At 62.1% G+C, this 25,605-nt stretch carries 26 protein-coding genes, 2 pseudogenes and 1 other annotated feature; of the genes and pseudogenes, 16 read left to right on the top strand and 12 right to left on the bottom strand.

Annotation, left to right across the window (positions count from 1 at the left end):
- Window positions 1-78: 78 nt before the first annotated feature.
- Window positions 79-825 carry an SDR family NAD(P)-dependent oxidoreductase gene (locus EAH76_RS14890; RefSeq protein ID WP_140851317.1) on the top strand — a complete coding sequence of 249 codons (747 nt, stop codon included), beginning with the start codon at window positions 79-81 and terminating at the stop codon, window positions 823-825.
- Window positions 822-1,868, top strand: a complete 1,047-nt coding sequence (locus EAH76_RS14885) for a glycosidase (RefSeq protein WP_140851077.1) — start codon at window positions 822-824, stop codon at window positions 1,866-1,868. Before EAH76_RS14890 ends, EAH76_RS14885 begins: the two co-directional genes overlap by 4 nt.
- Before the next feature lie 366 nt (window positions 1,869-2,234).
- Here EAH76_RS14885 and EAH76_RS14880 read toward each other — a convergent pair whose 3' ends face one another.
- The 4 genes from EAH76_RS14880 to EAH76_RS14865 form a co-directional block, all read right to left on the bottom strand.
- The gene (locus tag EAH76_RS14880; RefSeq protein WP_140851076.1) at window positions 2,235-2,735 is read right to left on the bottom strand and encodes a DUF1543 domain-containing protein; all 501 of its coding nucleotides are present in this window, start codon (window positions 2,733-2,735) and stop codon (window positions 2,235-2,237) included.
- A 14-nt stretch (window positions 2,736-2,749) separates the two neighbouring features.
- The gene (locus EAH76_RS14875; protein ID WP_241659711.1) at window positions 2,750-4,420 is read right to left on the bottom strand and encodes an FAD/NAD(P)-binding protein; all 1,671 of its coding nucleotides are present in this window, start codon (window positions 4,418-4,420) and stop codon (window positions 2,750-2,752) included.
- Window positions 4,421-4,793: 373 nt separating this feature from the next.
- On the bottom strand, window positions 4,794-5,177 hold the full coding sequence (locus EAH76_RS14870; RefSeq protein ID WP_140851075.1) for a hypothetical protein: 384 nt from the start codon (window positions 5,175-5,177) through the stop codon (window positions 4,794-4,796).
- A gap of 31 nt (window positions 5,178-5,208) precedes the next feature.
- Window positions 5,209-6,087, bottom strand: a complete 879-nt coding sequence (locus tag EAH76_RS14865) for an SDR family oxidoreductase (protein WP_140851074.1) — start codon at window positions 6,085-6,087, stop codon at window positions 5,209-5,211.
- 118 nt (window positions 6,088-6,205) lie between these two features.
- On the opposite strand from EAH76_RS14865, the gene EAH76_RS14860 reads away from it, so the two are divergent.
- The 8 genes and pseudogenes from EAH76_RS14860 (at window position 6,206) to EAH76_RS24115 (ending at window position 13,005) form a co-directional block, all read left to right on the top strand.
- Window positions 6,206-7,075, top strand: a complete 870-nt coding sequence (locus tag EAH76_RS14860; protein WP_140851073.1) for a LysR family transcriptional regulator — start codon at window positions 6,206-6,208, stop codon at window positions 7,073-7,075.
- A gap of 269 nt (window positions 7,076-7,344) precedes the next feature.
- A complete protein-coding gene (locus EAH76_RS14855; protein WP_140851072.1) occupies window positions 7,345-7,962 on the top strand; it encodes a (2Fe-2S)-binding protein in 618 nt (205 codons plus the stop codon).
- A complete protein-coding gene (locus EAH76_RS14850; RefSeq protein ID WP_140851071.1) occupies window positions 7,959-8,975 on the top strand; it encodes an FAD binding domain-containing protein in 1,017 nt (338 codons plus the stop codon). Before EAH76_RS14855 ends, EAH76_RS14850 begins: the two co-directional genes overlap by 4 nt.
- Window positions 8,975-9,631 (top strand): annotated as a pseudogene (locus tag EAH76_RS24785) (molybdopterin cofactor-binding domain-containing protein); the annotation flags it as partial. The gene EAH76_RS14850 and the pseudogene EAH76_RS24785, both read left to right, overlap by 1 nt.
- Before the next feature lies 1 nt (window position 9,632).
- On the top strand, window positions 9,633-11,126 hold the full coding sequence (locus EAH76_RS24500) for a xanthine dehydrogenase family protein molybdopterin-binding subunit (RefSeq protein ID WP_347233106.1): 1,494 nt from the start codon (window positions 9,633-9,635) through the stop codon (window positions 11,124-11,126).
- Between the two features lie 137 nt (window positions 11,127-11,263).
- The gene (locus tag EAH76_RS24120; RefSeq protein WP_206667876.1) at window positions 11,264-12,016 is read left to right on the top strand and encodes a hypothetical protein; all 753 of its coding nucleotides are present in this window, start codon (window positions 11,264-11,266) and stop codon (window positions 12,014-12,016) included.
- 397 nt (window positions 12,017-12,413) lie between these two features.
- Window positions 12,414-12,611, top strand: a complete 198-nt coding sequence (locus EAH76_RS14835; RefSeq protein ID WP_140851069.1) for a hypothetical protein — start codon at window positions 12,414-12,416, stop codon at window positions 12,609-12,611.
- Window positions 12,612-12,723: 112 nt separating this feature from the next.
- Window positions 12,724-13,005 (top strand): hypothetical protein, encoded by a 282-nt coding sequence (locus EAH76_RS24115; protein WP_140851068.1) that lies wholly within the window; start codon window positions 12,724-12,726, stop codon window positions 13,003-13,005.
- Here EAH76_RS24115 and EAH76_RS24860 read toward each other — a convergent pair.
- The 4 genes from EAH76_RS24860 to EAH76_RS14810 all read right to left on the bottom strand — a co-directional run bounded on the left by EAH76_RS24860 (window position 12,896) and on the right by EAH76_RS14810 (window position 15,787).
- A complete protein-coding gene (locus EAH76_RS24860) occupies window positions 12,896-13,330 on the bottom strand; it encodes a response regulator (protein WP_431357995.1) in 435 nt (144 codons plus the stop codon). The two genes, EAH76_RS24115 and EAH76_RS24860, sit on opposite strands and share 110 nt — an antisense overlap.
- Window positions 13,331-13,723: 393 nt before the next feature.
- On the bottom strand, window positions 13,724-14,113 hold the full coding sequence (locus EAH76_RS14820; RefSeq protein ID WP_140851067.1) for a DUF1622 domain-containing protein: 390 nt from the start codon (window positions 14,111-14,113) through the stop codon (window positions 13,724-13,726).
- A 384-nt stretch (window positions 14,114-14,497) separates the two neighbouring features.
- Window positions 14,498-14,785, bottom strand: a complete 288-nt coding sequence (locus EAH76_RS23965; protein ID WP_161989048.1) for a hypothetical protein — start codon at window positions 14,783-14,785, stop codon at window positions 14,498-14,500.
- 93 nt (window positions 14,786-14,878) lie between these two features.
- Window positions 14,879-15,787 carry a cobalamin B12-binding domain-containing protein gene (locus EAH76_RS14810; RefSeq protein ID WP_140851065.1) on the bottom strand — a complete coding sequence of 303 codons (909 nt, stop codon included), beginning with the start codon at window positions 15,785-15,787 and terminating at the stop codon, window positions 14,879-14,881.
- Between the two features lie 492 nt (window positions 15,788-16,279).
- Between EAH76_RS14810 and EAH76_RS14805 the strand changes: the two genes are divergently transcribed.
- Both EAH76_RS14805 and EAH76_RS14800 read left to right on the top strand, forming a co-directional pair.
- Window positions 16,280-16,864, top strand: coding sequence for an SOUL family heme-binding protein (locus EAH76_RS14805; RefSeq protein WP_140851064.1), 585 nt, complete (start codon window positions 16,280-16,282; stop codon window positions 16,862-16,864).
- 208 nt (window positions 16,865-17,072) lie between these two features.
- Window positions 17,073-17,546, top strand: a complete 474-nt coding sequence (locus EAH76_RS14800; RefSeq protein ID WP_140851063.1) for a BLUF domain-containing protein — start codon at window positions 17,073-17,075, stop codon at window positions 17,544-17,546.
- Window positions 17,547-17,690: 144 nt separating this feature from the next.
- Here the strand turns inward: EAH76_RS14800 and EAH76_RS14795 are convergent, their stop codons facing one another.
- Window positions 17,691-18,797, bottom strand: a complete 1,107-nt coding sequence (locus EAH76_RS14795; protein WP_140851062.1) for an aldo/keto reductase — start codon at window positions 18,795-18,797, stop codon at window positions 17,691-17,693.
- Between the two features lie 96 nt (window positions 18,798-18,893).
- Here EAH76_RS14795 and EAH76_RS14790 point away from each other — a divergent pair, with 96 nt between their 5' ends.
- On the top strand, window positions 18,894-19,796 hold the full coding sequence (locus tag EAH76_RS14790) for a LysR family transcriptional regulator (protein WP_140851061.1): 903 nt from the start codon (window positions 18,894-18,896) through the stop codon (window positions 19,794-19,796).
- A gap of 176 nt (window positions 19,797-19,972) precedes the next feature.
- Here the strand turns inward: EAH76_RS14790 and EAH76_RS14785 are convergent, their stop codons facing one another.
- Complete coding sequence (locus tag EAH76_RS14785) at window positions 19,973-20,428, bottom strand: hypothetical protein (RefSeq protein ID WP_140851060.1); 456 nt, start codon at window positions 20,426-20,428, stop codon at window positions 19,973-19,975.
- 549 nt (window positions 20,429-20,977) lie between these two features.
- Between EAH76_RS14785 and EAH76_RS14780 the strand changes: the two are divergent.
- Window positions 20,978-22,204 (top strand): annotated as a pseudogene (locus tag EAH76_RS14780) (IS3 family transposase).
- Window positions 21,258-21,374: a sequence feature (AL1L pseudoknot), on the top strand. (Overlaps the previous pseudogene by 117 nt.)
- Before the next feature lie 1,003 nt (window positions 22,205-23,207).
- Here the strand turns inward: EAH76_RS14780 and EAH76_RS14775 are convergent.
- Entirely contained in the window at window positions 23,208-23,789 is a 582-nt protein-coding gene (locus tag EAH76_RS14775; RefSeq protein WP_140851059.1) for an FMN-dependent NADH-azoreductase, read from the bottom strand.
- Between the two features lie 89 nt (window positions 23,790-23,878).
- Between EAH76_RS14775 and EAH76_RS14770 the strand changes: the two genes are divergently transcribed.
- A complete protein-coding gene (locus EAH76_RS14770; protein ID WP_140851058.1) occupies window positions 23,879-24,274 on the top strand; it encodes a winged helix-turn-helix transcriptional regulator in 396 nt (131 codons plus the stop codon).
- A 206-nt stretch (window positions 24,275-24,480) separates the two neighbouring features.
- Here the strand turns inward: EAH76_RS14770 and EAH76_RS14765 are convergent, their stop codons facing one another.
- On the bottom strand, window positions 24,481-24,846 hold the full coding sequence (locus tag EAH76_RS14765) for a bleomycin resistance protein (RefSeq protein ID WP_140851057.1): 366 nt from the start codon (window positions 24,844-24,846) through the stop codon (window positions 24,481-24,483).
- 244 nt (window positions 24,847-25,090) lie between these two features.
- Here EAH76_RS14765 and EAH76_RS14760 point away from each other — a divergent pair, with 244 nt between their 5' ends.
- Complete coding sequence (locus EAH76_RS14760; protein ID WP_161989047.1) at window positions 25,091-25,339, top strand: DUF6894 family protein; 249 nt, start codon at window positions 25,091-25,093, stop codon at window positions 25,337-25,339.
- The last annotated feature ends 266 nt before the right edge of the window (window positions 25,340-25,605 follow it).

Raw genomic sequence — 25,605 nt, 5'->3', positions numbered from 1 at the left:
TGCTTTTGCCTGAAGCCCGCGCCGATACGAACCGTGAAACATGAAAAGGGCAACGCGGTGGCGAACGGAAGATGCGTATTGGTCAGCGGCGCGGAAAGCGGGATTGGCGCGGCTTGCGCGATCGCGTTCGGAGCGCTTGGCGACAAGGTGGTGGTGCTGTTCCACGATGCGCATAACGATGGAAGCGATACCGTCGCAAAGGTGAAGGCAGCGGGTGGCGCTGCGATCGCGGTCCAGTGCGACGTCGGCGATGAAGCATCGGTGGAGGCGGCGTTCGTGGCCGCCGAGCTGGCGTTCGGGCTCGTAACGGTGCTGGTCAATTCCGCGGGGATCAACATGGCGGGTGTGCCGGTGCGGCAAATGACACTGCCGCAATGGCAGCGCATGCTGGACACCGATCTGACCGGCGCGTTCCTCACCTCCCGCCGCTTCGTGCGCGACCGGCCCGCGGAGAGTCCCGGTGCGATCATCCACATATCGTCGATCCACGCCTATGCCGTGCGCGCCGGCGGCGCTGATTACTGCGCGGCCAAGGGCGGCCTGACCAATCTCATCGAGACGCTCGCGATCGAGGAAGCGCCCAACGGAATCCGCGTGAACGCGATCGAGCCGGGCATGATCCTGACGCCGATGAACGCGCGCGCCAGTGACGATCCCACCTATCGCAAGTCGCTGGAACGGAACATCCCGATGGATCGGGCAGGACGGCCCGAGGAAGTTGGCGATCTTGCGGTGTTTCTCGCCTCCGACAAGGCGTCATACATCACCGGCGCGCGGATCGTGATCGATGGTGGTCTGTCGCTGATGCAGGCGCTCGGCGCATGATCGGGGGAAAGCCCGCGGCCCCCTCGTCGGCGGCCGGCGCCACGCACCAGTCCGAGATCGCGCCCGGCGTGCCGATTGTCCGGTCGCGCCTGCCCGCCGACAGCGTGACCGGCGACCGCAAGGTTTTGGTCTATCCGTCGTCCAATGCGGTCGATTTCAACGTGCAGGAATTGCAGGACATCCACCTGATGGGGCCGCCGCCGCTCATGGCGCGCGACCTCATGAGCCCGTATGTCTGGCTGGAGCCGGACGGCCGTTTCGGCATCATGGTGCGCGCGGTGACGCAGCCCGGCGTGCCGATGACCGACACGGGCATCATCTGGGCCGGCTGGAGCGATGACGGCGTGCACTTCGCGATGCTCGACCAGCCTTCGATCGTGCCCGGCGCCGCCGGCGAGAAGGATGCGGGCGGGGTGGAAGATCCTACCGTGGTGAGAATAGAGGACGGCAGCTACGTCGTCTATTATACCGGCGTCGAGGCCGACATGGCGCATGGCGAGATGTTCTACGCCACCGGGCCGAGCGTCGACAAACTGAGGAAAGCCGGCGTCGCGCTCGCCTCCTCCAAGTCGCTCGGCAATACCAAGGAAGCGACGGTCGATCGCGAGAAGGATGGGCGGTGGAGCTTGTTCTACGAATACGCCGCCGATGAGGCCAGCCGCGTCGGCCTGGCGATCGGCCCCAAGGTGGACGGGCCGTGGGACGAGCAGCCGACGCCGTTCATGCCGCGCGAGGATGGGTGGGACAATTGGCACCTGTCGACCGGTCCGATGCTGCTCGATGATCCCGAGATGCCGGTAATGTTCTACAACGGCGCGACGCACGATGCGCGCTGGCGGATCGGCTGGGTGGCCTTCGACCGCGAACTGACCCGCGTGGTGGACCGCTGTATCGAGCCTTTGATCACCCCGCCGCCGGTCCCCGACCGGACGGCAAGCGACATCGCGTTCGCAGCCTCCGTCACCAGTCGCGACGGCGAGGTCTGGCTATATTATTCCCTCGAAGACCGGCGTTTATCGAGAGCGCGGCTCAAGCGAAGCTGACGACAGTAAGCGCCACGGACCCGGATCGAGCGGGCACCTTCGCGACAGGAGGTTTTGCGAATTAAAGCGTTATGCGCCGTCGAACTGCGCCCGGGCTGATTCCGACAATGCTAGTCCATTCATCTGGCCTCAAAGTGCTCGGGCAGCGCGTACGCTTAGCATCGGACAATGCGCTTGCGATCCCGACTCCGGTTGAGCAGGGCGGGCTATTGTCTGGGCCAACATCTTAGCCAAAAACGACTGCTCGGCGCGCTCGTGTCATAGCTAGAGATCGCAGACGGCACCGATGCGGAGTAAGCTCCGCTCAATGCTAAGAGGAAACGCCGCCTCACCTGCGCGGCGTTTTCGTTTCGGCTGCAGTTTTGGCTATTTGAGGGGAGTGTAGCGGCACGTGAAGCGTGGCGGCCTGGCTTGCTCGCTCGGCGTCAGATGAATGTGCAGCCTGTCGCCGATCTTGGTGTCGAGCGCAAAGGCCTGCTCCGCCTCGTAGAAATCGTCGCGATGCGCATCCTTCCAGTCGGAAATCGTCTCGAGCGCGCGGGACTTGGCTTCGGCGACCGTATTGGCGACGACGAACATGTTCTTGTGTTTTTCGGCAAAGTCCTCGCCGTCATAGCCCCCCAAATTGACGAAGAAGAGCCGTTCGCGACCCGCGCGTGGTTCTGGACGCAGGGTGACATCATACCCGTCGGCATGATCGATCTCCGCCCAGCAGTCGATGTGCAGTGTACCCGGCGTGCCCCACCACTGCGCACGAAGCTGGGCGTGCGTCTCGTGCAGCGAGGCCGCTACCACGAAGCGAACATCATGGATCTCGATATGTGCGGCGGGATGCTCGCCGCCGATATAAATTGCGAAAAGCTTCATCGGGATGCTTCCATTCAGCATGCTTCTTGGTCCGGGCGCGCACGCGCGGCCTCGATCGCTATGATCATATCTTTGCCGACGATCTGGCCCATCTCGTACGAACTGGTGATCCCCTGGATGAAGGGATGGCGCCCCAGGATGTAGGGTATGCTCAGGCAGAAGAGACGCGATGCGGCTGGATTGTCAGACGCAGGATGAAACAGCGCATCGACCGCGACACCCTTTGGACCACGGGGATCGCCTTCGGATGCGTCGAGCACGACACCTTGATCGAGCAGTGTCTGGAACGGGAAAGATTCGATCCCCAAAGGACGCTGTCCGGTCGCCTCGATGAAAGTCGGGAAGTGGTGCCGTTTGCCATCGCGGATCAGCGTCGCGCCGGCCTCGGCGCCATGCGTGTCGATGCGGCAATTTTCGCCAAGCGCGATCACGCTGAGGCAGTCGGCGCGATGGAGCGCAAGCAACCGCTCGATCGAGACATGCGGCACGGTTGCATATTCGTCGACGAATACGGGTTTGAGAAAGCGATTAAAACGGTCGAGCGCCTCGGCCTCAAGGTGGGGCGCAATCAGCGCGAGCACTTCGTGCATGCGCAGAATCGCATAGCGCCAGGGAACGGTGCGCTGCGCATCGTAATTCGCGCGGGCCTCGGCGAGGTTTGCTTCTGCCCAGACGAACGGATCGGCCGCCATGCGCTCGGCAAAATAGCGATCAGCAAAGTCTTCGAGCACGAGGTCGGCGAGCCCGACACGCTGCGAATAGTCGGGATCAGCATTCTGCAGTTCCTGCTTGAACAGCGCATAGGACTGCTCGAGCAACGTGTCACACGCCTGCCCGATCAAACGTTCGATCGCGGCCGGCGTGCAGATCGCGAGCGGCTCGTACGGCACGGGGTGGAAGAAATCTGCTTCGGGGAGCAGTCCCTTGCGCGATATCATCGTGAGATGCAGTGCTTCGGCACCGGGATGAATACGGTAGTCGATCATCGACTGCTCGGTTTCGATGAAGCTGCCATGCGCAACCGCCACGGCGACGGCCGCATCGATCGCCGTGAGAGAGCTGCCGCGAATGCCGATTTGAGCCGCAGGAACTCTCTGCAAAGCGGTCGCAGGCCAGGGACTGAGAAAATATCCCGGCCGGACCTCGGGTTCTTCAGGCCATTGGTGCCCCGTCGCCAGCACCACCCGGTCGAACGTTCGACGATAGGCTGCACCCCGTATTGGTGACACGTCGAGGCGCAACCCATCGGGTTCGGCAACAATATCGGTCACGCGACACCGTGTCGCGATCTCGACTGTCACGCCCCGTCTTTGCGCGTGCGCGATCAGGGCGGTGAACTGGTCGAGGAAATATTCACCGAGCGCGAGGCGTGGATAGAAAGCATGCTCGTCGATGTGGTCGGGGTCGATCCCCAGCCGGACAAGCCTTGCCCGCGGCTGGCGACCGAGCCACGCTATCAACGTCTCGTCGATGTGCGGGATCTCGATGCTTGCGATGTTCGACAGCATCGCCGGATCGTTCCAGCCCGGCCGATAGGGTGTCCCAAGTCCAGCGCGCGGCTGCTCTTCGAAAATGGTGATAACGTCCGGCAAGACCATTCCATCGAGCAGCGCGCACAGCGTGTAGATTGTGGTCGGGCCGGCGCCGACGAACGCAATGGAAAAGGGCATCCAGCGGAAATGCACGTCGAGGGAATTTGTGCCACCAGCAAGGCGCCTTCCTCGGTTGAAAGGCGCCTCTTCCGATGGACCACTGCGATTTGCGCGTTTAGGCGACTAAGCGCGCATCTTGGCCGCAGTCGTTCGCGAAGAATAGCGATGGTTGGCTCGCTTCCGACCGTATGCCCGTTGTCCGTGAATGAGAGCGAAGGTCGCCATCGCAGCGACGGACCGACGGTGGTCGAGTCCCCCCCAAACTGCCGCAACGACCCGATAGACGACCCTTAGGCCACCGTGCCCGCGTCACGGAACCCGCCCTCGTTCAGATTCCAATTTAGCCCATCATCGACAATAGGCCGCGTTCCGGTTGGCTATCCCCATCGGAACACGACGACTGCCGTCAGTGTCGAGCTAGCTGGCGGGCGGCTGCCTCGGCCGTGTCTTCAGGCCGCGTATTGAATGCGATCGCAGCCTCTGGCGCCCCCTTGTGGACGAGATTGACCACGGTCTCGAACAGGCCGAGGCTCTTGGCCGGCAGCCGCAGACCTCCACCGATCACCACACAATCATAAGCAGCTCCGCGCAGCGCCGTTTCCAACGTAGCGCTGCCAGCTGCATCGGGCGTGATCATGCATGTGGCGCCCTGCCAACCGCGCTCGCGGATCTTGTCGAGCGCTATGGCGATGCCCGCTTTGATCTTGTCTGCGTCGAAGCCGGGCGGCAGCGACGGGTCCGAAAAGTCGACGGTCTCGGGTTGTTGCCCGACGAACAGGATGCTGGTCACGAGAAATCTCCTGGTAAAGGGGGGTCAGAATTCAGGCTGCCGCCCACGTAGCGGCTGCACCCTCGGCAAAATCGCGATACGAACGCGGTGCGTGGCCGAGCAAAGCCGTGAGGCGGGCGATCTCGGCATCGGTGGCGATCGCGCCGTCCTCCTGGTAGCGGCGCATCATCAGCCGCATGTCATAGGCGAGCCACGCCGGTCCAAAGGCCTTCAGCCGCTGTTCGAGCGCCTCAAGATCGTTGCCGACATAGCCGATCGGTCGCTCGAGCACATCGCTCCAAAGCGCGGATATCGTATCGGCGGTTAGCACATCGGGACCAACAAGTTCGTACGTCGCGTGCGGCCGCGGTGCGTCGGCCCGCTCGCGACGCAGCAGCTCGTTGGCGGCTGCCTCGCCGATGTCGCGGACATCGACCATTGAAATGCCCTTGTCGCCGATCGGCATACCGTAAACGCCGCCGCTGAGCAGCGCGTCCTTCTGCCGCAGGTCGTTCTGGATGAAATAGGCCGGGCGCAGGATGGTGACTGGCAGTTCCGCGGCGTGGATCATCCGCTCGACCGTCATCTTGCTCGCGAAGTGCGGAACGTCGGTATAGGCCTCGCCCTTGAACACCGACAGATAGACGACGCCCTTGACCCCGGCGGCGCGCGCCGCGTCGAGCGTCAGCATCGCCTGCGTCAGTTCGTCGGGGGCGTTTGGCACGAGTAGGAACAGCGTACTCACGCCGGTCAGCGCGGCGCGGACGCTGTCGATATCAGACAGATCGCCGTGTACGGCGGCGACGCCGGCGGGGAACTGCGCCTTGTCCGGCGTGCGCGTCAGCGCGCGGACCTCGGCGCCGTGGCCATCGAGAAAGGCCAGCACTTGCGTGCCGATCGTACCAGTGCTGCCAGTGACCAAAATCGTCATGTCGTATCTCCGTGTTTGGCGAGACGCCTCCTGTCCCCGCTGGACACAAGGTAGACGTTCCGCTCTTGTAAAGAAGATGGCATGATCGGAACTCGACGTCTCGATACTGGAACACTAAATGGATCTCGGAGCCCTTGCCGACTTCAACCTCGTGGCCTCACACGGTGGCTTCGGCCTCGCCAGTCGCGCCGCACATCGTCCCAAGGCGACGCTGTCGCGCAAGGTGGCCGAACTGGAAGCTCATCTGGGCGTGCGGCTGATCGACCGCGGCTCTCGGACGCTGCGCCTCACGCCGGAAGGCCGCGCGCTGCACGACCGCACCCAAGGTCCGCTTGCCGAGATTGGTGAGGCCGAGCAGGCCGTCGCCTCGGGGGCGTCGATGCCGCGCGGCGCGCTGCGGATCAGTGCGCCGATCGTGTTCGCGCATGTCCTGCTGGCGCGCGTCGCGGCGGATTTCGTCGCGGCCTATCCGCATGTCGCGCTCGAGATCGTCGCCGAGGATCGCAAGGTCGATCCGGTCGAGGACAATTACGACCTGGTGATCCGCATCAACCCGGATCCCGACGAGCGCCTGGTCGGGAGACGGATCCTCGAAGATGAGCGCGTCCTGGTGGCATCGCCGGATATGCCCAAGCCGTTCCGGACAGATCCAGGAAATGCCGCAACGACGGTGGCTGCGGTCGGGCATATCGCTACGTCGGCGGATGCGCTCTGGCGCATCAGGACCGATGAGGGCGTGCGCGTGCTGAGCCCACAGATGCGGCTGAGGTTCTCATCCTTTCTCATGGTTCAGGACGCGGTTTTGGCGGGCGCGGGCGCCGCGCTCATGCCGAAACTCCTCGCGGCGGAAGGCGTGGCCGCCGGCCGGCTCGTCATCTGGGGCGTCGACGACGGACCAAGGGTCGAGATCTGGGCGCTTCAGAACTCACGCCGCCTGTCGAGCTCGAAAATTCGCGCCTTTCTCCATGTTCTGATGTCGCTCGAGTAGCTGGAGTCGCCACACCTTTTCACGCCTGAAATATCGAAAGGATAACAAAATGCCGGCTGGCAGTCCTGAGGTTGCGACGACCCAAGGGTAGACCTTCAGGACGATAAGACCGTCACCCTCCCCTGCTCTTTCATTCAACCATATCAATCGCAATCCGCTCGCTGGTGTCTCCGCCAAGGAGTGTCGCGGGTAGAGATTACTCTGTCGCAAGAACACCTTGACCTACCCGGCCGGTGAGGCGCAGCACGTGCGAAGCCGAGGAGGCTTGCATGGCTAGCGACGATCCGTTTCTTGATACCGGCCTGACCCGCCGCGCCACTTTGCAGGCAAGCGCCGCGCTCGTCGCGCTGCCGCTGGCGGGCGCTACGGCGACGGAGGTGGGAGCGGCGCTCCCTGCTAAGCCATCGGGGCAGGCTTTCGACCTGCACACCACGATCAACGGTCGGCCCATGGCTGTTGAGATCGATACGCGCACTTCGCTGCTCGATCTGCTGCGCGAGCGGCTGGCGCTCACCGGCGCCAAGAAGGGCTGTGATCACGGCCAATGCGGCGCGTGCACGGTCCATGTGGATGGGCAGCGCGTCGCATCGTGCCTGACGCTTGCTGCCAAGATCGACGGCCGCCGTGTCACGACAATCGAGGGATTGTCGGACGGGCAGACGCTACACCCTATGCAGCAGGCGTTCATCGACCATGACGCTCTGCAGTGCGGTTACTGTACGCCCGGTCAGATCATGGCGGCAGTGGCTTGCGTCGCCGAGGGCAACGCGACCAGTCGCGAGCGGATCCGCGAATATATGAGCGGTAACATCTGCCGCTGCGGCGCCTATGTCGGGATCGTCCAGGCGATCGAGGACGCCGCAGCCAAGATGGAGCGGAAAGCATGAAGCCGTTCAGTTACGCGCGCCCGGCCACGCCGGCGGAGGCCGTGCAGGCGTTCACTGCCGCCGGCGCAGGCGCGCGCTACATTGCCGGCGGTACCACGTTGTACGACCTGATGAAGCTGGACATCGAGCGGCCCCGGCACCTGATCGACGTGACTGCGATCCAAGGAATGGACGCGATCGAGACGAGCGGAGATCGGCTACGGTTCGGCGCCCTTGCAACGATGAGCGCGGTCGCGGTCGATCCGGTGGTCGCGCGCGACTATCCCGTGCTGGCAGAAGCGTTGTGGAAGGCCGCATCGCAACAGCTGCGCAACATGGCAACCGTGGGCGGCAACCTACTCCAACGGACGCGTTGTCTCTACTTCCGCAACGGCAGCGGCAACCCGTCGTCCGTCGGCGCCTTTCCCTGCAACAAACGCGCGCCGGGCTCGGGGTGCGCGGCGATCGGGGGGCTCGATCGTGGGCAGGCGGTGCTGGGCCAGAGCGACGCATGCACCGCGGTTTCGCCTGGCGACTGGCCTGTCGCACTGACCGCGATGGACGCCGAGGTCGAAGTGGTCGGCCCGGCCGGTGTCCGCACCGTTCCGGTTGCCGCGCTCTACCGGTTGCCGGGCGACACGCCGCATTTGGAATTTACCCTCGCGCCCGGAGAGATGATCGTCGGGATCACCGTCCCCAAAACGGCTGCCGGGCACCGTTCGACCTATCACAAGATTCGCGACCGTGAGAGCTACGCCTTCGCGATCGCCTCCGCGGCGGTAGCCTTGGATATGGACGGAGACCGCGTTAGCCGCGCCCACGTCGCGCTCGGCGGCGTCGCGACCCGACCCTGGCGCGCGCCCGAGGCCGAGCGATTGCTTGTCGGCAAGCGGCTGACGCCCACCGTGGCGCTTGACGCCGGCCACGCGGCGTTCGCGCAGGCCAACGCCGGACGCCAGAATGGTTACAAGGTCGAGCTGGGCGCGCGCACCGTTGCCGACGCGCTGACCATTGCTGCGGGAAGGACCGTTTGATGACCACAGCTCCATTTGCCGACCGCGAGCGGATCGATGCACGCGAAAAGGTCTTGGGTGCCACGCGTTATGCGGCCGACTTCGCGCTGCCGGGCTTGCTGTACGCCATGATGGTGCCAGCTACGATCGCCAAGGGTCGGATCACGACGCTGCCGGTCGCGCCTGCGATGGCGGTGCGCGGCGTTGTGCGGGTGCTGACCGCAGAAGATTTTTCGCCGCCGCCGGCGCCCGAGAAGGGCAGTCAGCCACCGCCACCGATGATCACGGCCGAGATAGCCTATCGCGGCCAGCCGATAGCGCTGGTGGTCGCCGAGACGCTTGAGGCGGCGATCGAAGGCGCGGAGGCGATCCGGCCAACCTATGCCGCGGAGCCGTTCGTACCGCTGATCGACAGTCCCGGCGCGGTACGCGAGCCGGCCAAACCCGTCCAGGCTGGCGACACGCTCCGCGTTCTCGCTGCCGCCGACATTACGGTGGACGAGCACTACCTCTCACCGGCGCAACACCACAACCCGATCGAGATGCTGTCGACCACCGCCGAGTGGCGCGGCGGCAAGCTTACCATCCACGAAGGGTCACAATCTTCGGGATCGATCCGCGCGGCGGTCGCCCGGGCGCTGCTGCTCGATCCTGCAGTCGTGGAGGTCAAAAGCACCTATGTCGGGGGTGCCTTTGGCCAGAAGGGCGCGGTCCAGCGCCAGACGGCGATCGTCGCGCGCTGCAATGCTGATCGGACGGCCGGTCAAGCTGGTGCTCCCGCGCGGCCAGATCTTCCACAATGCGACCTTTCGGCCGCTCAGCCGCCACCATGTTACGCTCGGCTCCGGTGCCGACGGTCGGATTGCGGCGATCCGCTACGATGCCGACCACCAGCAGTCGCGCAAAGGCCAGTTCCCGCCAAGTTATCACGAGTCGACGTCGAGGACCTACAGCGTTGCGAATTACGATGGTACGACCGCGAATGTCCGGCTCGACACGCAGGACCCCGGCTATATGCGCGCGCCGCACCCCCATCCGGCGCACTTCGCCTTGGAAAGCGCGATCGATGAGCTCGCGTACAAGCTGGGTAAGGACCCGGTGGCGTTCCGCCTTGCGCACGAGAACACCACCGACCCGATTAGCGGACATCCGATATCCTCCTGCTTCCTCAACGACTGTCTTGCCGAGGGTGCGCGCCGGTTCGGTTGGGACCGGCGGACGATGCCGCCCGGGTCGATGACGTTTGCCAACGGCACGCTAGTCGGCTGGGGTGTCGCGGGCGGTGCCTATCCCGCGAACATGACAGCGGCGATCGCAACGCTGTGCATCGGCGCCGACGGAAGCACGCGCATCGCCGTGACCGGGCACGAGTTCGGGCAGGGCATCCGCACCGTCATCGCGCAGCTGCTGGTCCGCGACCTGGGTATCGACCCGGCGCGGCTGGAGATCGCGATCGGCGATACGAGCGTGGCACCCCAGCACACCACGGCCGGTTCGTGGGGCACCGCCTCGCTGGTGCCCGCCGTGGAAAAGGCCGCGGCGGCGATTAAGGCGCAGCTCGCGGAGCTGCTCGCCGGGCGCACGCTGCCGGGAAACATCCATCGCCAGCTCGTCGCCGTCCGCCGCCCGTTCCTGCAGGTCGAGATAAGCAACCTCGGACCCGGACAGGAACCCGCCGCGCTCGACCGGCTACGCGCCGGTGGTAACGCCAAGATCGGGCCGGATTACCCGACCTTCACGAGCTTCAGCTACATCGCGCATTTCGTGGAGGTGCATGTCGAGCCGCGCACACGGCGCGTGCGCGTGCCTCGCGTAGTGAGCATCGCCGACTGCGGTCGGGTCGTATCCCCTCGCACTGCCGCTAGCCAGGTTCGCGGCGGCGTCACCATGGCACTCGGCTCGGCGCTGCGCGAAGCAACCGAGGTCGATCCGCGCTATGGCGGCTGGCTCAACGACGATCTGGCCGACTATGTCGTCTCGGTGAACGCCGATATCGGCGATATCGAGGTGGCGTTCATCGACCGCCCCGATCCTCTGCTCAACCGTGCCGGGTCGAAGGGATTGGGCGAGGTGTCGATGGTCGGCGCAGCCGGCGCGGTCGCCAACGCGGTCTATCACGCGACGGGCAGGCGCGTGCGCAAGATGCCGATCCGTATCGACGATCTGCTCTGAGCCTTTCGTTTGCCTTTTCCTTTAGATGTCTGTTCAGCTGCGCTAACAAAGCCAGATTGTACCAGCTCTCTTCGCGGTCGTGCCTCTCCGGGGCACGTGCAGGATCGACGAGCGTTCCATAGACTGCAACTAGGGGAATGCACTTGCGCGGTCTGGATTTCAGCTCTTGGCAGAGCCTGCTCGCCACCGTCTTCGGGCTGACGCTGGTTACGTTGTTGGGGGTGGGCATCCGTCTGCTCACCCAAATGACGTTCCAGCAGCGCCGTGAGCGCATGAACCGCCAGATCAACGAGCGCCTCAGGACACTCATCGCCGCCTACAAGGTCCTCGGCGGATCATTCACGGGGGACCTAACCGTGGATCCGGCCCACCGGCGCGACGTGCGGCGGCGGGAGCAGGGCGGCGTCGCAGAGGAGCCGATGGCCGCGTTGGATCTCAGTGCCGAAGGCGCGGCGCGGTCGGACCGCACGCGCCGCATCCGCGACGCGGTCGAGGCCGCGCTGTCCGACATCATCCTGCTCGGTACCGAGGAGCATGTCCGGCTGGCGGACAGGGCGGTTCGCGAGCTGGTCGCGGGCCACCCGGTCCACACGCATGAGCTGGTCGTGTCGCTGCGCGCATTCGTGCGCGATGCGCTCGATCTCGACCCGATCCCGGGCGATCTGACCATCGCGATGCAGGGACCCACGCGTCCGACTTCGTCCGGCGGCGGCAGAGGCGGTACCAACAAGGACGATGCTGGCCGGAGCGGCGGTGGTGGTGGTGGTGGTGGCGGTAGTGGCGGTGGCGGTGGTATGGGTGGCGGCGGAGAGCCTGGAGGCGGCGGCATGGATAACGATGTCCCTGGCGACGATCCGCACCATGTCGCGGCGCAGAAATCGGAGCGATAGGCCAAGCCTGCCCGATCTCAGTCGTTTCTGACCCATGCCCGGTCGTTCATGAGCATTTCGCCCCTTCCCAAAACCCGCCGTTCGCTCAGTTGACCTCGTCGAGAGAATGAACCGAAATCACTTTTAAGGAGAACGCGGTTTTTCAAACTTTCGACCGAAAAAGTTCGCGCGGCAATCCACTCACCGCGGCTGCGGGACGTTTGGATTGTGCGACCCAGTTGGAAGGGCCCTTCCGAGGATATCCGGCATCATGCTCTCCGGAGTATATCGACATTTGTTACGGATCGGGGTGCCCATCGCAGTGACAGGCACAGGCACAGGCACAGGCACAAATCTACCTAGGGGTTGGTACTTCGGAAGGATATGGCTGACTGAAATCTGATGATAGCGGTTGATAATGATCAACCCGCACGCGCCCGATGTTACCCCTCGCTCCGGACCGGAAGAGCGCCAGTATCTGCTGCGGCGCGCAGAAGACCATCGCCAATTAGCCGAGAAAACCGACGATGTGGGCTCGCAGGCGATCCATCTGCGCCTTCATCGGCTCTACAGAGAGCGAGCCGCCTTAAGCCCATACTACCTCCCCGGCGAATAAATCTCGTAACGCACTAGCACCCTGTATCGTTTCCCGCGGTCCTTCCAGGCGACAATTGCGAAATGCGGCGTCAACGTTCAAAGGTGATAGAGACACCTTCTCAGGGTGAGAGATGATGCACGAACATCCCAACTTGCCACGTGCCCGCACTCGGCTGATCGAGCAGATAGCTCGTTCGCTGATCGAACGCTTCGGCAGTGACGCTCTATCAGTAGCCTCGCGACAGGCGGAGGCAGGCGAGAAGCTCGATCCGTCCGTCGCCAGGAGTTGGCACGAAATCGCCGTCAAGATCGAAAGTTTGCAGACCCTTTCGGATGCAACTGCGTCTTCCACCACCGATCGCAATTTTGATATCGATTCAGCACACAATGGCGAAGATGTTGGGCTAACGTGATCGGATCGAATGGCTTGGGGATCACAGCGGTGGCGCCAGCGTCCGCGTAAAGCTCCAGGAGTTGAGGCCGTACCAGACCGGTAAATATGATAATTGGCGGGCGGCTAGAACCCATGGATATATCGAGAGACGTCATCACTTCGAATCCCGACATATCGGGCAAGCAAACATCGAGTAGAATGGCATCAAAAACGACAGGCGCCTGCAAAGCCGCGCCAATCGCGTCGCAGCCGCAATCTACGGACTCCACCCTGACGAAGGGATCTAACTTTAAGGCAATCTCAGAAATGGCGCGAATCGATGGGTCGTCCTCGACAAGCAGCACATTGAAAAATGCTCCCACAAATACACGCTCCAGTTTCGTCGCCTGGCGACTTGCAGGCTATCGAGCATCTGTATTTCATCACAAGCGTCGTCGCTTTCATAGTATCGAAACGTCAGATACCATAAAAATGATCGGCTAGGTCCAGCGAGATAGTCCGATCGATCGACGGAATCACTAGGTCCATTTCGGACTTTTCGTAAATTGTCAGGAATGACGAATAATTGAGATCGCCGGTGGTTCGTTGGAGCGGTACCGACCAATTATTCTGTGAATAATGTAGTCGATCGGAAGCCTTTCGGCGGCTCGACCCATAAGTGGACGCTTGCTGGCGCGTCCGACTTCCCGCTTGCGGCCGTCCGTTCAGCCAGCCGAGCAACTGCTCCGTACGAGACTTTAGCCGCGCGACCGCTCACGATCCCTGCCGCGTTTCTCGTCACGCGCCATTCGCCGCCACGGCCAGCACCCTTCGATCTCAGTTTCGAGAGAGAAGCTTAGGAAGGTACGGATCGCGATAATGGCACCAAGTAGCCCAACGCTTGAGAAGGTTAGAGGGGCGGTGATCGTCGAGATTATGTCGGCTCCGACGAGGAGCTCGAGACCAAGGAGAATGCCACGCCCCAAGCCTGCTCGATAACGCTGGTACGCGTCTTCCCAGTTCGTCCTGCTGCCGTCGACGGCGAACCTCGCCGAGGCGAGCATCACACCACCCAGAATTATCGCCGCCCCGACCAGCTCCAGGAGCTTGGCGAGTGCATCCACGATATTGTGCGCCTGCTCAATCATGCTGCTGGTTACGCGGAAAAGGCGTCGTATTGCTATAGGTCGGTTGGACTCACTGGCCGCACGTTCCTGCAACGACCCTACCCGCCTATATCTTCATGCCTACGCTCAGCGTAGCCCGTCGGAGCAGCGCGAACGAACGTGATGGCAAAGCTGTTCGAAATTACGCCTGCACTCCACTTTGTTGGCTTTCGCAGCGAGGAGTATCATTCGGCTGTTCGGATCTGGGGTAAGCCCGATTTCGTCCACCCCGCCTGGGACCGATGGGCGCAGCAGGACATACACCCGGTTAACACTGTCATCTTCGCGCGGGGACTGAGGCGAGTCCAGTGGCCCGCTTCAACTATCCGAACCGTACGTGATCAGTCGCATAACTCCCGGCCGCTATTACCCAATCGGCTTTTCCATGACTTTGTTGATGATGGTTTCAGTTCCCGCCTCGCTGATTGTGCGACCCAAGTCGATGGCGACGTCTGGCGTCACATTTACAAAATTGCCGTCGTATCCCTCGACTAAGACGTGCCCGTCTTCGACTAATACCTTCCTTGGCGATCCATAGGGTTCGATCCGATCTCCGCGCTGCGCATGCTGCGCCTTCTCGGCTTGCGTACGGGGGATGAAGCCAGCCGGTCGGCTCATCGGTTTCACTGGCGTTTGGATCGTGATCTCTTGCATTCTTCCGGACCGCCCTTGTGACGACGCTTGCGAGGGCTAGCCGTCTGCTTCGACGGGCGCGCCATCGCGCCCTATCGGGTTACCGGGGCCGGCCTACCGCCGCGCACTGTCTCGGAATTCGGAAGCCGCGAGATCGAACAGCTTCTGCGCGACAATGACGGCGGATGGCGCATTCGGTGCCGTAGCGTCCGCACCGACGTCCTGGGCAAGCGCCGGATTTGCTGTAAACATTGGCCCGCCGACCATTATGCCGACCGTCTGATTGCGAGACTCTCGGCGTATTCGTGCAATCGTGGTGCGCATGCTCTCGAGTTGACGCTCCGACCCCGCCGTCAATCCGACGACCGCGAACCAGGTGTTATTGGCGACGTCGGCGATGTCATCGGACGTTCCCTCAAGCTCGGTCCGTACCTGCCAACCGGCAGCCAGCAGGAACCGCTCCACAATCTTGACCCCGAAGGAATGCTGATTGCCCGGCGTCATCGCCATCAGGACATGACGACGTTCGTCCAACGACGTTAAAATATGGGTATCGTTAAAGATCGCAAGCAGCTTCTGCAGCCGGGCAACGCCCAAGGTGACATCAATGAAATCACACTCGTCGCGGTCCCACATCTCGCCGAGCACGCGCGCGGTGGGCTCGAGCAGCTCTAGGAACAACGTCTCCATCGAAAGTCCGCGATCGCGGAGCATCAGCACGTACGCGGCGGCCGCATCCAGATCGCTGCCGAGAACTATGTCGGCGAGGCCCGTGATGTCGGCGCTCGTCGGGGCCAACGTCTTAATGACGAGCGCAACTGGCGGGGCAGCCGGAACAGCCTCGGTATGCAACATAAGCAGTCGCGGGACGATCTCGTTCGATACGATGCGCGCCAGCTTCGCCTGGCGCTCAGCCACGTCTTCCCGGCGATAAATCTCCGGAGCGATGAAGTGCGTCTCAAGCCGTTTTAGGCTTTGACGGTTGATTGCTGGTCTCGCCAACGCACCACTCGCCTGCCCCATGAGCTTCCTCCCCGCTTCGGTCTTGTGACGATAGCAATATCTGAAATCAGCACATTAGACGGCAAGTGTCGATACCTTACGTTGCCGCGGAACCGCCACCGGGAGCGTCGAAGGCACGGCTCGCAGATTCATAGGGATGCATTCAACACTCATCTTGAAGGCAGCAGAGTTGCAGCAATACTTTGGGCAAGTGCAGTCTCGAAAGTGATGAAAGCAAGGAACGCGCGACTAGGTTCGCTCGTCGCGGTCGTGCTGATCGGCGGAACGGCTCGGGTCGCAACCGTTCCTGGTGGAGTGCGCGACGTTGGCAGCGGCTTCCCATTGCCGAGAAGAGGGAAACAGATCACAGCGGCCCATCGCAACGCCGCTGGGCCGCTAAGCCAGCCGGGCGGTCGCACAGGCCTCACCCGAATTGGCGATGGCTCAAGGTCCGCTAGGTTGTAATAGTCGGATAGGCTGTCGATCAAAACCGGCTCAGTATTGGAGCGTGACATGAAGACGCACACCATTCTCGGCTGGGGCGCTCTTGGGCTTGGCCTTGCAACGCTCGTGACGGGAGGGTTGGGCTTGTACGAACGCAATCTCGAACAGCCTGCTTATACAGTCGTCGAGAAGGACGGTGCGTTCGAACTGCGCGATTATTCCGCAGTCCTCGTGGTGGAAACCGCCGTCATCGGCAAGCGGAGCCTCGCGCTCAAGGCGGGATTTCAACGGCTAGCGGAGTATATCTTCGGCAACAAGCGCGAAAAGATCGCGATGACCGCGCCCGTGTTTTCGGACCGCGTGAAGGGTGCCTGGCGCACCCGCTTCGTGATGCCCGCGCGCTTCACTGCAGCGACGTTGCCCGACATGCCGGATGACGTCGCCGCCGCCGAACTCCCCGCGCGCCGGTTGGCGGTGGTCCGTTTCGCCGGCCTCGGCAGTGGCCCGCGGCTCGCCGAACAGGAGAAGCACCTGCGAGAGTGGTTGACAGCACGGGGCCTTGAAGCGACCGGGGATATGGTGATTGCCTTCTACAACTCGCCGTTCGTAGCGCCGCCGTTTCGGCGCAACGAGGTGATGATCGTGTTAGGGTGACGGCCGGTTTGGCGTTGCAGGCCGCCGCGCCGCAACGCGCCCCAAACTTTGCCTTTCAGTCGTATTCGAGACTTGCCGAAAAGCGGTCGCTCCCGCGGAGCAGGGATCGGGCGCCAATGCTTCCTTACGCAAATCAAAAAGACGCGCTAACTTGCCGTTGACCCACCGGATCGCCCGACCTGCCGTCATAGACAAAGCGAGCTGACCTATGTTCGACGAATATGGTTTTCCACGCGACCCTTACGTGGACCATGCCGCGCCCACGCTGGCGACTTTCGTCTACTGCAGTCGTGCCGCCGAAGGCGTCGACGACGCCGCGGTCGGCCGCATGGTCGAGTGGGCGCAACACCGAAATGTCGCCCGCGACATCACCGGGGTGCTGGTTTTCGGCAGCGGCGTCTTCTTTCAGTGGATTGAGGGCCCGCCCGCCGAGGTTGAGACTCTGATCGTGAGCCTTCATAGCGATCTGCGCCATTACGACATTGTCGCACTGGACCGGTGTGTCGAAAAGCGCGAGCGTCTGTATCCGAATTGGCAGATGGAATTGGTCGGAGCCGACGACATCCGCGCGGTGCTGCAGGAAGCGCTTGAGGACGCCGAAGACGAAAACAACATCGCCGCGCTGAGGCGTATTCTTGCGCACCTCTCTTTGGGTCCTTTGGATACGCTTGGGCGACGTTAACCCAGTCTGGTACTGGATGCCTCGAGCCAAATCCCCACAGGCCTGCGTCGGCAGAAGGGCTTGTCACGCCTTTCACAGAGGGCTGCTTGCTCTCCGCTGCACACTTAGCTCTGACCGAAACCGACGGCCCGCAATCGGCCAGGTTTACGCCACGGTGGGCGCCCACGGCTCGATCTGCTGGCCGCCGAAGATACGGGAGCGCGGCAAGTCGAAGATGAAATATGGATTGAGCAGCGGCAGCGCGCCCACGGCGTCGAGCCGCGCCTGCTGATGGGCACTGAAGACGATATCGAGCGCGGCAATGTTTTCCAGCAGCTGCTCGGGCCTGCTCGCGCCGACAAGGACCGAGGCGACGCCGCGCGCCGCGACCCAGGCCAAGGCGACCTGAGCCATCGGCCGGCCGATCTCGGCGGCGACCGAGCGCAACACGTCCACCACGTCGAAATTCTTCTGCGTGAAGAGCATCCCGCCATAGGGATTGTCGCCGTTCAACCGACCGTCGCTTCCGCTGGCCGCGGCGTCGCCGGCGCGGTTGGGCAGACTGCCGGCCGGGCCGGCCTCGGCGATCTTGTCGCGGCCGTATTTCCCGGTCAGCATCCCCGCCGCCAAGGGACTCCAAGCTACGAGCCCCAACCCGAGCGCGTGCCCTGCGGGTATCACATCAAGTTCGACGCCGCGGTCGATCAGCGAGTAGGAATATTGCAGGCCGATCGGCTCGGGCAGGCCATGGGCGCGCGCCACCGTCGTGATCTGCGCGGCGTACCAGGCAGGTGCATTGGAGAAACCGTAATAGAGGATGTCGCCGCGCCGCACCGCATCGGTCAGCGCGCGCAGCACCTCCTCGGGCGGGGTCGTGCGGTCCCAGACATGCGTCCAGTACATGTCGATAAAGTCGGTGCCGAGCCGGCGGAGCGATCCTTCGATCCCGTCGCGAATGTTGCGCGCGGAATTTCCGCCGGCAAGCGGCGTTCCCTCGCTCCGCGGGAAGCCCGATTTCGTCGCGATCACCATCCGGTCGCGGTTTCCGCGCTCGGCGATGAAGCGGCCGAGCATCTCCTCGCTCTGCCCGCCGGAATAGACATCGGCCGTATCGGCGAAGTTACCGCCCGCCTCGATATAGGCGTCGAAGATTGCCCGCGAGGTCGCCTCGTCGGCTCCCCAGCGTCCGGCGCCGAAGGTCATGGTGCCGAGGGCGAGCGGACTGACCGTCAGACCCGAGCGTCCGAGCGTGCGATAGGTGGCGAGGGTCATTGCTGTAGCTCCTTGGAAAGTAGTCTCCAAGATAGCACTTGTTGGCGTATCGATTAGCCGGCATCGGCGGCAAGGGCTTATGAAGGATATGCAGCAATGAAGCGGGGCGACCTTGACGATCTTGCCGCCTTCGCGGCAGTGGCCCGCGCACGAAGCTTTACCCGTGCCGCGGCGGAACTCGGTCTCTCAGCCTCCGCGCTCAGCCACGCGATGCGCAGTCTCGAGGCGCGGCTCGGTGTCCGCTTGCTCGCGCGCACCACGCGAAGCGTTGCTCCGACCGCTGCCGGGCAGCGCCTGCTAAGCTCGCTCGACCCGGCTTTGCAGGAGGTGGCGCGAGGATTGTCCGCGCTGGCCGATTGGCGCGGCATACCCTCGGGCACGATCCGATTGACCACCTTCGGCTATGCGGCGCGCACTGTGCTCGCGCCGATCTTGCCGCAATTCCTACGCGAGCATCCCGACATTTCGGTCGAGGTAATCGTCGAAGATCGGCTAGTCGATCTGGTGGCGGGTGGTTTCGATGCGGGAATTAGGCTGGGCGAAACCGTCGATCTCGACATGGTGGCGGTGCCGGTGGGCCCTGCGCTGCGCACGCTCGTGGTTGGAACACCGGGCTATTTCGAAGGCCGCTCGTTGCCTGCAGCCCCCGCCGATCTGGAGAACCACAATTGCATCAACTACCGGTTGCTCGGCGGCGGCGGCCTGCTGCCGTGGGAGTTCGAGCGCGACGGCCGCGAAATCAGATTCCGCCCGACTGGGCAGCTGATCGTAAACGACGAGGTGCTATCGGCCGCCGCGGTCCGCGCAGGCGCGGGGCTGGGCTATATGCTGGAGCATGACGTCGCCGAAGAGATTACCAACGGCCAATTGATCCAAGTGCTCGAATCCTGGTGCCCGCCCTTTCCGGGGTGCTACCTCTACTATCCGAGCCGACAGATCACGCCGGCGCTGCGCGTACTGGTCGACACGCTCCGGTGGACACCTACTGGCACACCATGATCAAAAGCCGCGTTGACCCAGAAACCGACGTTCAGTAGACTCCTAAGCGTCCGGCTTTCGTTCCCACGGGCTGACCGCCGCATTTCGTCGGCCAGATCAGCCGTCTCGACGTGTCGAGTGGGTAGCCGCCCGTGGTCCCTCGTGGCGGGCGTCAATTCGATTGAAGGCTCATCGTGTCACCCTTCCTTCTGTGAGAGAGCGTGTTCGACAAATGCCGTCACAATACGGTCAAGCGCATTGTAGTTGATCCCGTGGACCATCTGATGACCCGCTGAATAGCTTGAATCGAATGGAGGCGCATCGCGTGAGCCGTTTTTCGATTCATAGACAGCCTCGCGTAGCTGATCGAAATCACAGCGACCGAAACTTCTCATGCTTTCATAGGATAGCAAAGTGGCCGGGCTCTTTGCGATAGGGTCAACCAAATCAGCTTCAACATTGGACCGGTTAATGTGAGCGAGCACCTTGTGGATCGCGAAAGAGGCGCGAAGGGCCATATCTAGGGATAGTGACACGGCTTCGAGCGGTGGGCGTTCGATCAACCTTGCCAAGGCGTGCAACTCGTTGGTGGCGCGGGTAACATCTTCAGGCAGTGGCAGGTCTTTGGGATCGGATTGCATCATGGTGAGCATGCTCGCAGCTTTGAGGCGTCGCGCCGTGACTGAACTCGAGCAGATACCGACTGCCTAGAAGGACCGCTTTTGCCCCGTGCTGATCGTTAACTCGTCAGCACCATCGCACGAACGACGCGGGGCATCGCGTACGTTCTCAGGAATGGTCCGACTTGGTCTTATCCCTTTGCGAGTTGCTTAAAATAACGTCAACCTAATTTGAATAATAACGGGGGCGCAGGTGCAGGGTTGGGACGATGCAGTCGAATTTTCCATAACGCGGAAGAGCATCCGTCTCACGGTCGTCGTATCGCGGGACGCGATCGAAGATGCTGCCGGACATCCAATGGAGTTCGACGACAGAGAGCGCTAGATCCAAGACGATATGGATATTGTCACGCGAACGGCTGATTTGATCCGGCTCTTGCTCGCCCGTCGAGGAGCGAGGGTAATGGTCGAGGGCGCACGCCTTATCGCTCAGGGATGCAGGTCGTATGTACCACAGGCGGCATCGATATGAACCGCGCCGGGTTTGCCGGAGGCTCGAACTCCTGAGAAGGTGGAGCCTGTATGAGCAAGACGACGAACAAGTTTGCGCCGGAAGTCCGCGAACGCGCGGTGCGGATGGTTTTCGACCACGAGCGGGATCATCCCTCGCGATGGGCAGCGGTGGTGTCGATCGCGGAGAAGATCGGCTGCGTTCCGCAGACTCTGCATGAGTGGGTGAAGAAGGCAGAGGTCAACAGCGGCAAGCGTGCCGGTGTCCCGACCGAGGTTGCCGACAAGGTAAGGCGCTCGAGCGCGAGGTCCGTGAGCTGCGGCAGGCCAACGAGATTTTACGCAAGGCGTCGGCATATTTTGCGCAGGCGGAGCTCGACCGCCCGTTCCGGCGATGATCGCGTTTATCGATGATCACCGCGATGCCTATGGGGACGAGCCGATCTGCCGCGTCCTGCCGATCGCCCCATCCACATACCACGAGCGCGTCGCGCAGCGACAGGATCCGACACGCCTGTCGGCGCGGGCACGGCAGGATGCGGCCCTTAAGCCCGCGATCGTGCGCGTGTTCGCCGAGAACTTCGCGGTCTACGGCGTGCGCAAGGTCTGGCGGCAGATGATACGGGAGGGCGTGCCCGTCGCCCGCTGTACGGTCGCTCGGCTGATGCGCGAGATGGGCCTGGCAGGCGTGATCCGGGGCAAGCCGGTGCGCACGACCATCAGCAACAAGGCGGCGCTGTGCCCACTCGATCACGTCAACCGCCAGTTCTACGCGCCAGCGCCGAACATGCTGTGGGTCTCAGACTTCACTTACGTCGCGACCTGGGCAGGGTTCGTCTACGTCGCCTTCGTCATCGACACCTATGCTCGGCGGATCGTTGGCTGGCGGGCCAGCAGGACGGCTCATGCCAGCTTCGTCCTCGATGCCTTGGAACAGGCGCTTCACGATCGCCGGCCAACCCATCGGGGCGGCCTCATCCATCATAGCGATCGAGGGTCGCAATACGTGTCCATCAAGTACACCGAGCGCCTCGCCGAGGCCGGGATCGAGCCCTCGGTTGGCAGCGTCGGCGACAGCTACGACAACGCTTTGGCCGAGACGATCAACGGCCTTTACAAGGCCGAGGTCATCCATCGCCGTGGACCTGGCGCAGCTTCGAAGCCGTCGAGTACGCCACGCTTTAGTGGGTCGACTGGTTCAATCATCGCCGGCTGCTGGAGCCCATCGGAAACATCCCGCCTGCCGAAGCAGAAGATCAATATTATGCTGCCGCGGACAAGATCGATATGGCAGCGTGACTCACAACCCAACGCTGCCGGTAGACCCGGCGCGGTTCAATAGGGAGACCGAGCGGAGCTTTGAGCGCCGCTACGTGACCATAGCCGAGGCGCGACCAGCGCTCATTGCCAGCTTGATAGCTCTTACCGGCCGTACGAGGCGATCGTCGCCGCTGTTCAAACGCGGTCTAGCCGATGAAGCCGAACTCCGGTCGCGCTCATCGTGAAGCGTTTCGTTTGTAATCTTGCGTGGCGAAGCGTGCCGGCCGCCCCCGCTCCGGCTGCGCGATCTCAAGAACTTCATCGATCTGGCTTCGACAAACAATCGGAGACGTGCACTTCGCACCCAAGAGCAGCGCGCCGCATGACGGACATTTTGCAGCATTAACCGATTGAAATTCCTCACATGTTCAAGAAAGCGAACGATAGTGGGAATGATGTCGCAGCAGGTTGGTGGCGTCGTATCGTGGTTAATTCGCTCGCGTTAGCAGCGGCCTAAGAGCATATGTTGAGAACGGTCAGCATTTCTGGTTGTGGCGGGGGCGGAAAATCTTTTTCCCCGTCGCGCGGCAGTGAAGCGGCGGGACATTAGGAACGTTCAAGCGATCATCGTCATGCTGTATTACGATCGCGAGCTGCTGCTCCTGGGTTGAAATAGACGTGAACTCGATCTGTTCAATAAGCTCATTCGTTGAGGCGGCCAAACGGCCTAAGATATCGGAACGACATGGCCGCGTTGATTGAGCGCACATGCCGAACGCTAGCTCTTCCCAGAGCCACGGGCGCGCGCGTTTGTCGGTTTGTGCAGAGCAGACCCAGTAAAAACGTTCAGACCGCTTAACTCGCCTCGCGTAAGTGGCCGTTCGTTCAATTCGGTTGTCTTCCCGCTAACGTTAGTTTGGCACGCCACTAAACGCCCTGCGTTCAGCTGTTAGGGTCGTTCTGGTTTCTTTTAGAATGGTGGTCTCATCGATCAGACGCGCGCCTGGTTCAAGCCAGCAAGAACCAGGCGCGTGCCGCCCGATCAGGCCACGGCGGCTAGAGAGGATTGCGACAGCTGGCGGGCTTGCGCGAGAGCGCCTTCGATTGCGGCAAGACGCGCATCCTCGCCACGCCCGAGTCCTTCAGCGACGATAACTTCGACATCGGCACCGACGAAGCCGAAGATCGAGCGCAGTAGCGTTTCGGCATGCTCGTAAGCCGCATAAAGCGAACCCACACCATAGACGTTGCCGCGCGCGAGTGCGACGATCACGCGTTTGCCGGCTGCCAAGCCGACGGGGCCGCTTTCACCATAGGTGAAGGTCTTGCCCTTCACCGCGATGCGGTCGATCCAGGCCTTCAACTGGCTGGGGATGGAGAAATTGTAGAAGCCCGCGCCGATCACGACGACGTCGGCATTGAGGAATTGCTCAACGTCCTCGCCTTCCTCCAGCTTCAGGAAGGCATCGAGCGTCATGTGCGGGATCGGCTCGGCGGCAAGATCACGATAGACGACATTGAGGTTCGGGACCGTTTTCCGAAATTGCTCGACGATCGCGGCGGAAATCGCCCGGCTAGCCGAGCCTTCGCCCATGATGCTGGAATCGAGATGAAGAAGTTTCATGGAGCGTCTCCGGTCTGGTTTTGTGACCAGGAGCAGTTATGTGACCAATGACGACCCGCCAAGGACGCATATTTTTAGGACCAGGTCACATGGATATGCCCGCCCCAACCGGCGTTACCGCCAACTGCCGCCGGATGAGCAGCGTGCTCAGCCTCATCGGAGATAAATGGACGGTGATGATCGTCATGGTGCTGATCGAACGCCCGCGCCGCTTCAATGACATCAAACGGACGATCGGCGGCATTTCGCAGCAGATGCTCACCCGCACCCTGAAAGCGCTTGATCGCGACGGCATGGTCAACCGGACGGTCCATCCGACCGTACCGCCCCAAGTAGAATATGCGCTGACGGAGCTGGGCTATTCGCTCGCCGAGCCGCTTCGCGCCCTGGGTGCCTGGGCCGGCGCGCATCTCGAGGAAATCGACGGGAACCGTGTTCGTTATGATACCGTCAAAGGCGACGAATTAGGCAAAAGCGCTTTTTAGCGCCCAGTGAGACCACATAAGCCACATAGGTACGGCAATGCGCTCGCGAGGCGGACCACGTAGCGTCGGAGCAGACACACATCCGGTCCTTCGCGCCGACCCCTGCGGTTCCCAGCTTCGGCCATTCATTAATGTCCATCGGACGACCGGTTTGGATGCCAAGCGCTTTGTCCGCGCAAGGGCGATAGTTGGTGGATTCCAATCGTTCAGTTCGGAGCTTGAACCAGCCGAATTAACGTTCCGTCTGGATCGATTAGAGCCCCGACGATACCGCCCCATGGTTCGCGTTTTGGCTTATGTACGCGCGGCCAACCTACTGTTACCTCTGGCACACCAGCGGCTTTAATATTTGCGAAAAATACGCCGACGTCTTGCATTCTGAAGCAGCAGCTAAATGAACTTTTAGCGGGATCCAGGTCAGGATACGGAAAGAACTCGAGCGTTATGCTGCCGCGCTTGAGGATCATCCACCCTGGGTCTCGCCACGTCTCCATGAAGCCCAGCTTCCCGAAAAATTCAGTCGTCTGGTTGAAGTTTCGGCTTGGCAAATTGGGAGTAGCAATATCGGACAAGGGACTGGACTCCATCAAAATTTTTCACGCCATGATAGCGTTCCCGCGACTGGCAGCAAATGCTCGGAAGGGGGTGATCGCCTTCTGAGTCGGCGACCTATGCGGCTTGGCCCTTTCAGCGTTGCTATGGTCGCTGACTTAGCCGATCACTTAATCCGATAGGGCGCACTGCGCCGCATACATGTGCATATGCTCGTTTCTAACGTGAGTATCTAACGCAAGTGCGCGACAGGCACCGATTCCGATGACAGAATGGGGCATGCGGTATCGCTTTAATTTGATTGCGGAAGACCAGATTGTTGTTGATGAGGAGGGCTTAATCCTCATCGACATCGAAGCTGCCCGTGCGCGCGCTATCGATACAGCTCGCGACATACTGGCGGGAGAATTACGGGCCGGCCGGCTACCTTTGAATTGGATCATCGCGATTGCCGACGACTCGGATACCGTCGTGGCATTGGTACGCTTCGCTGATGCGGTAAGGGTCGGTTAGAATCAGCTACCAAATTGGAGATGTTACTCTCCTAACCATCACTCAGGCACGCGAAAATAGGTGCCAGAAGCATTCGGTCTGGAATTGCCAGCACTGCCGGGTGCCCCTCCCGCAATAACCTAGCCAGTTAGCCTTGGTGCCGGCCGAGGATTGGCGGCACCGCGGCCAGGCTCTGACAGTGGTTTTGCGAAGCCGTTTCGAGATTTATCCGGGCGTACCAATCGTAACGGCCTTCAAAACTTCGCTGTCTTGAGCACCGCTTAATT

The sequence above is a fragment of the Sphingomonas glacialis genome (assembly GCF_006439055.1).
GTDB lineage: Bacteria > Pseudomonadota > Alphaproteobacteria > Sphingomonadales > Sphingomonadaceae > Sphingomonas > Sphingomonas glacialis_A.
The sequence above is the reverse complement of the archived record's forward strand: the minus strand, read 5'-3'. Positions and strand labels throughout refer to the sequence as shown.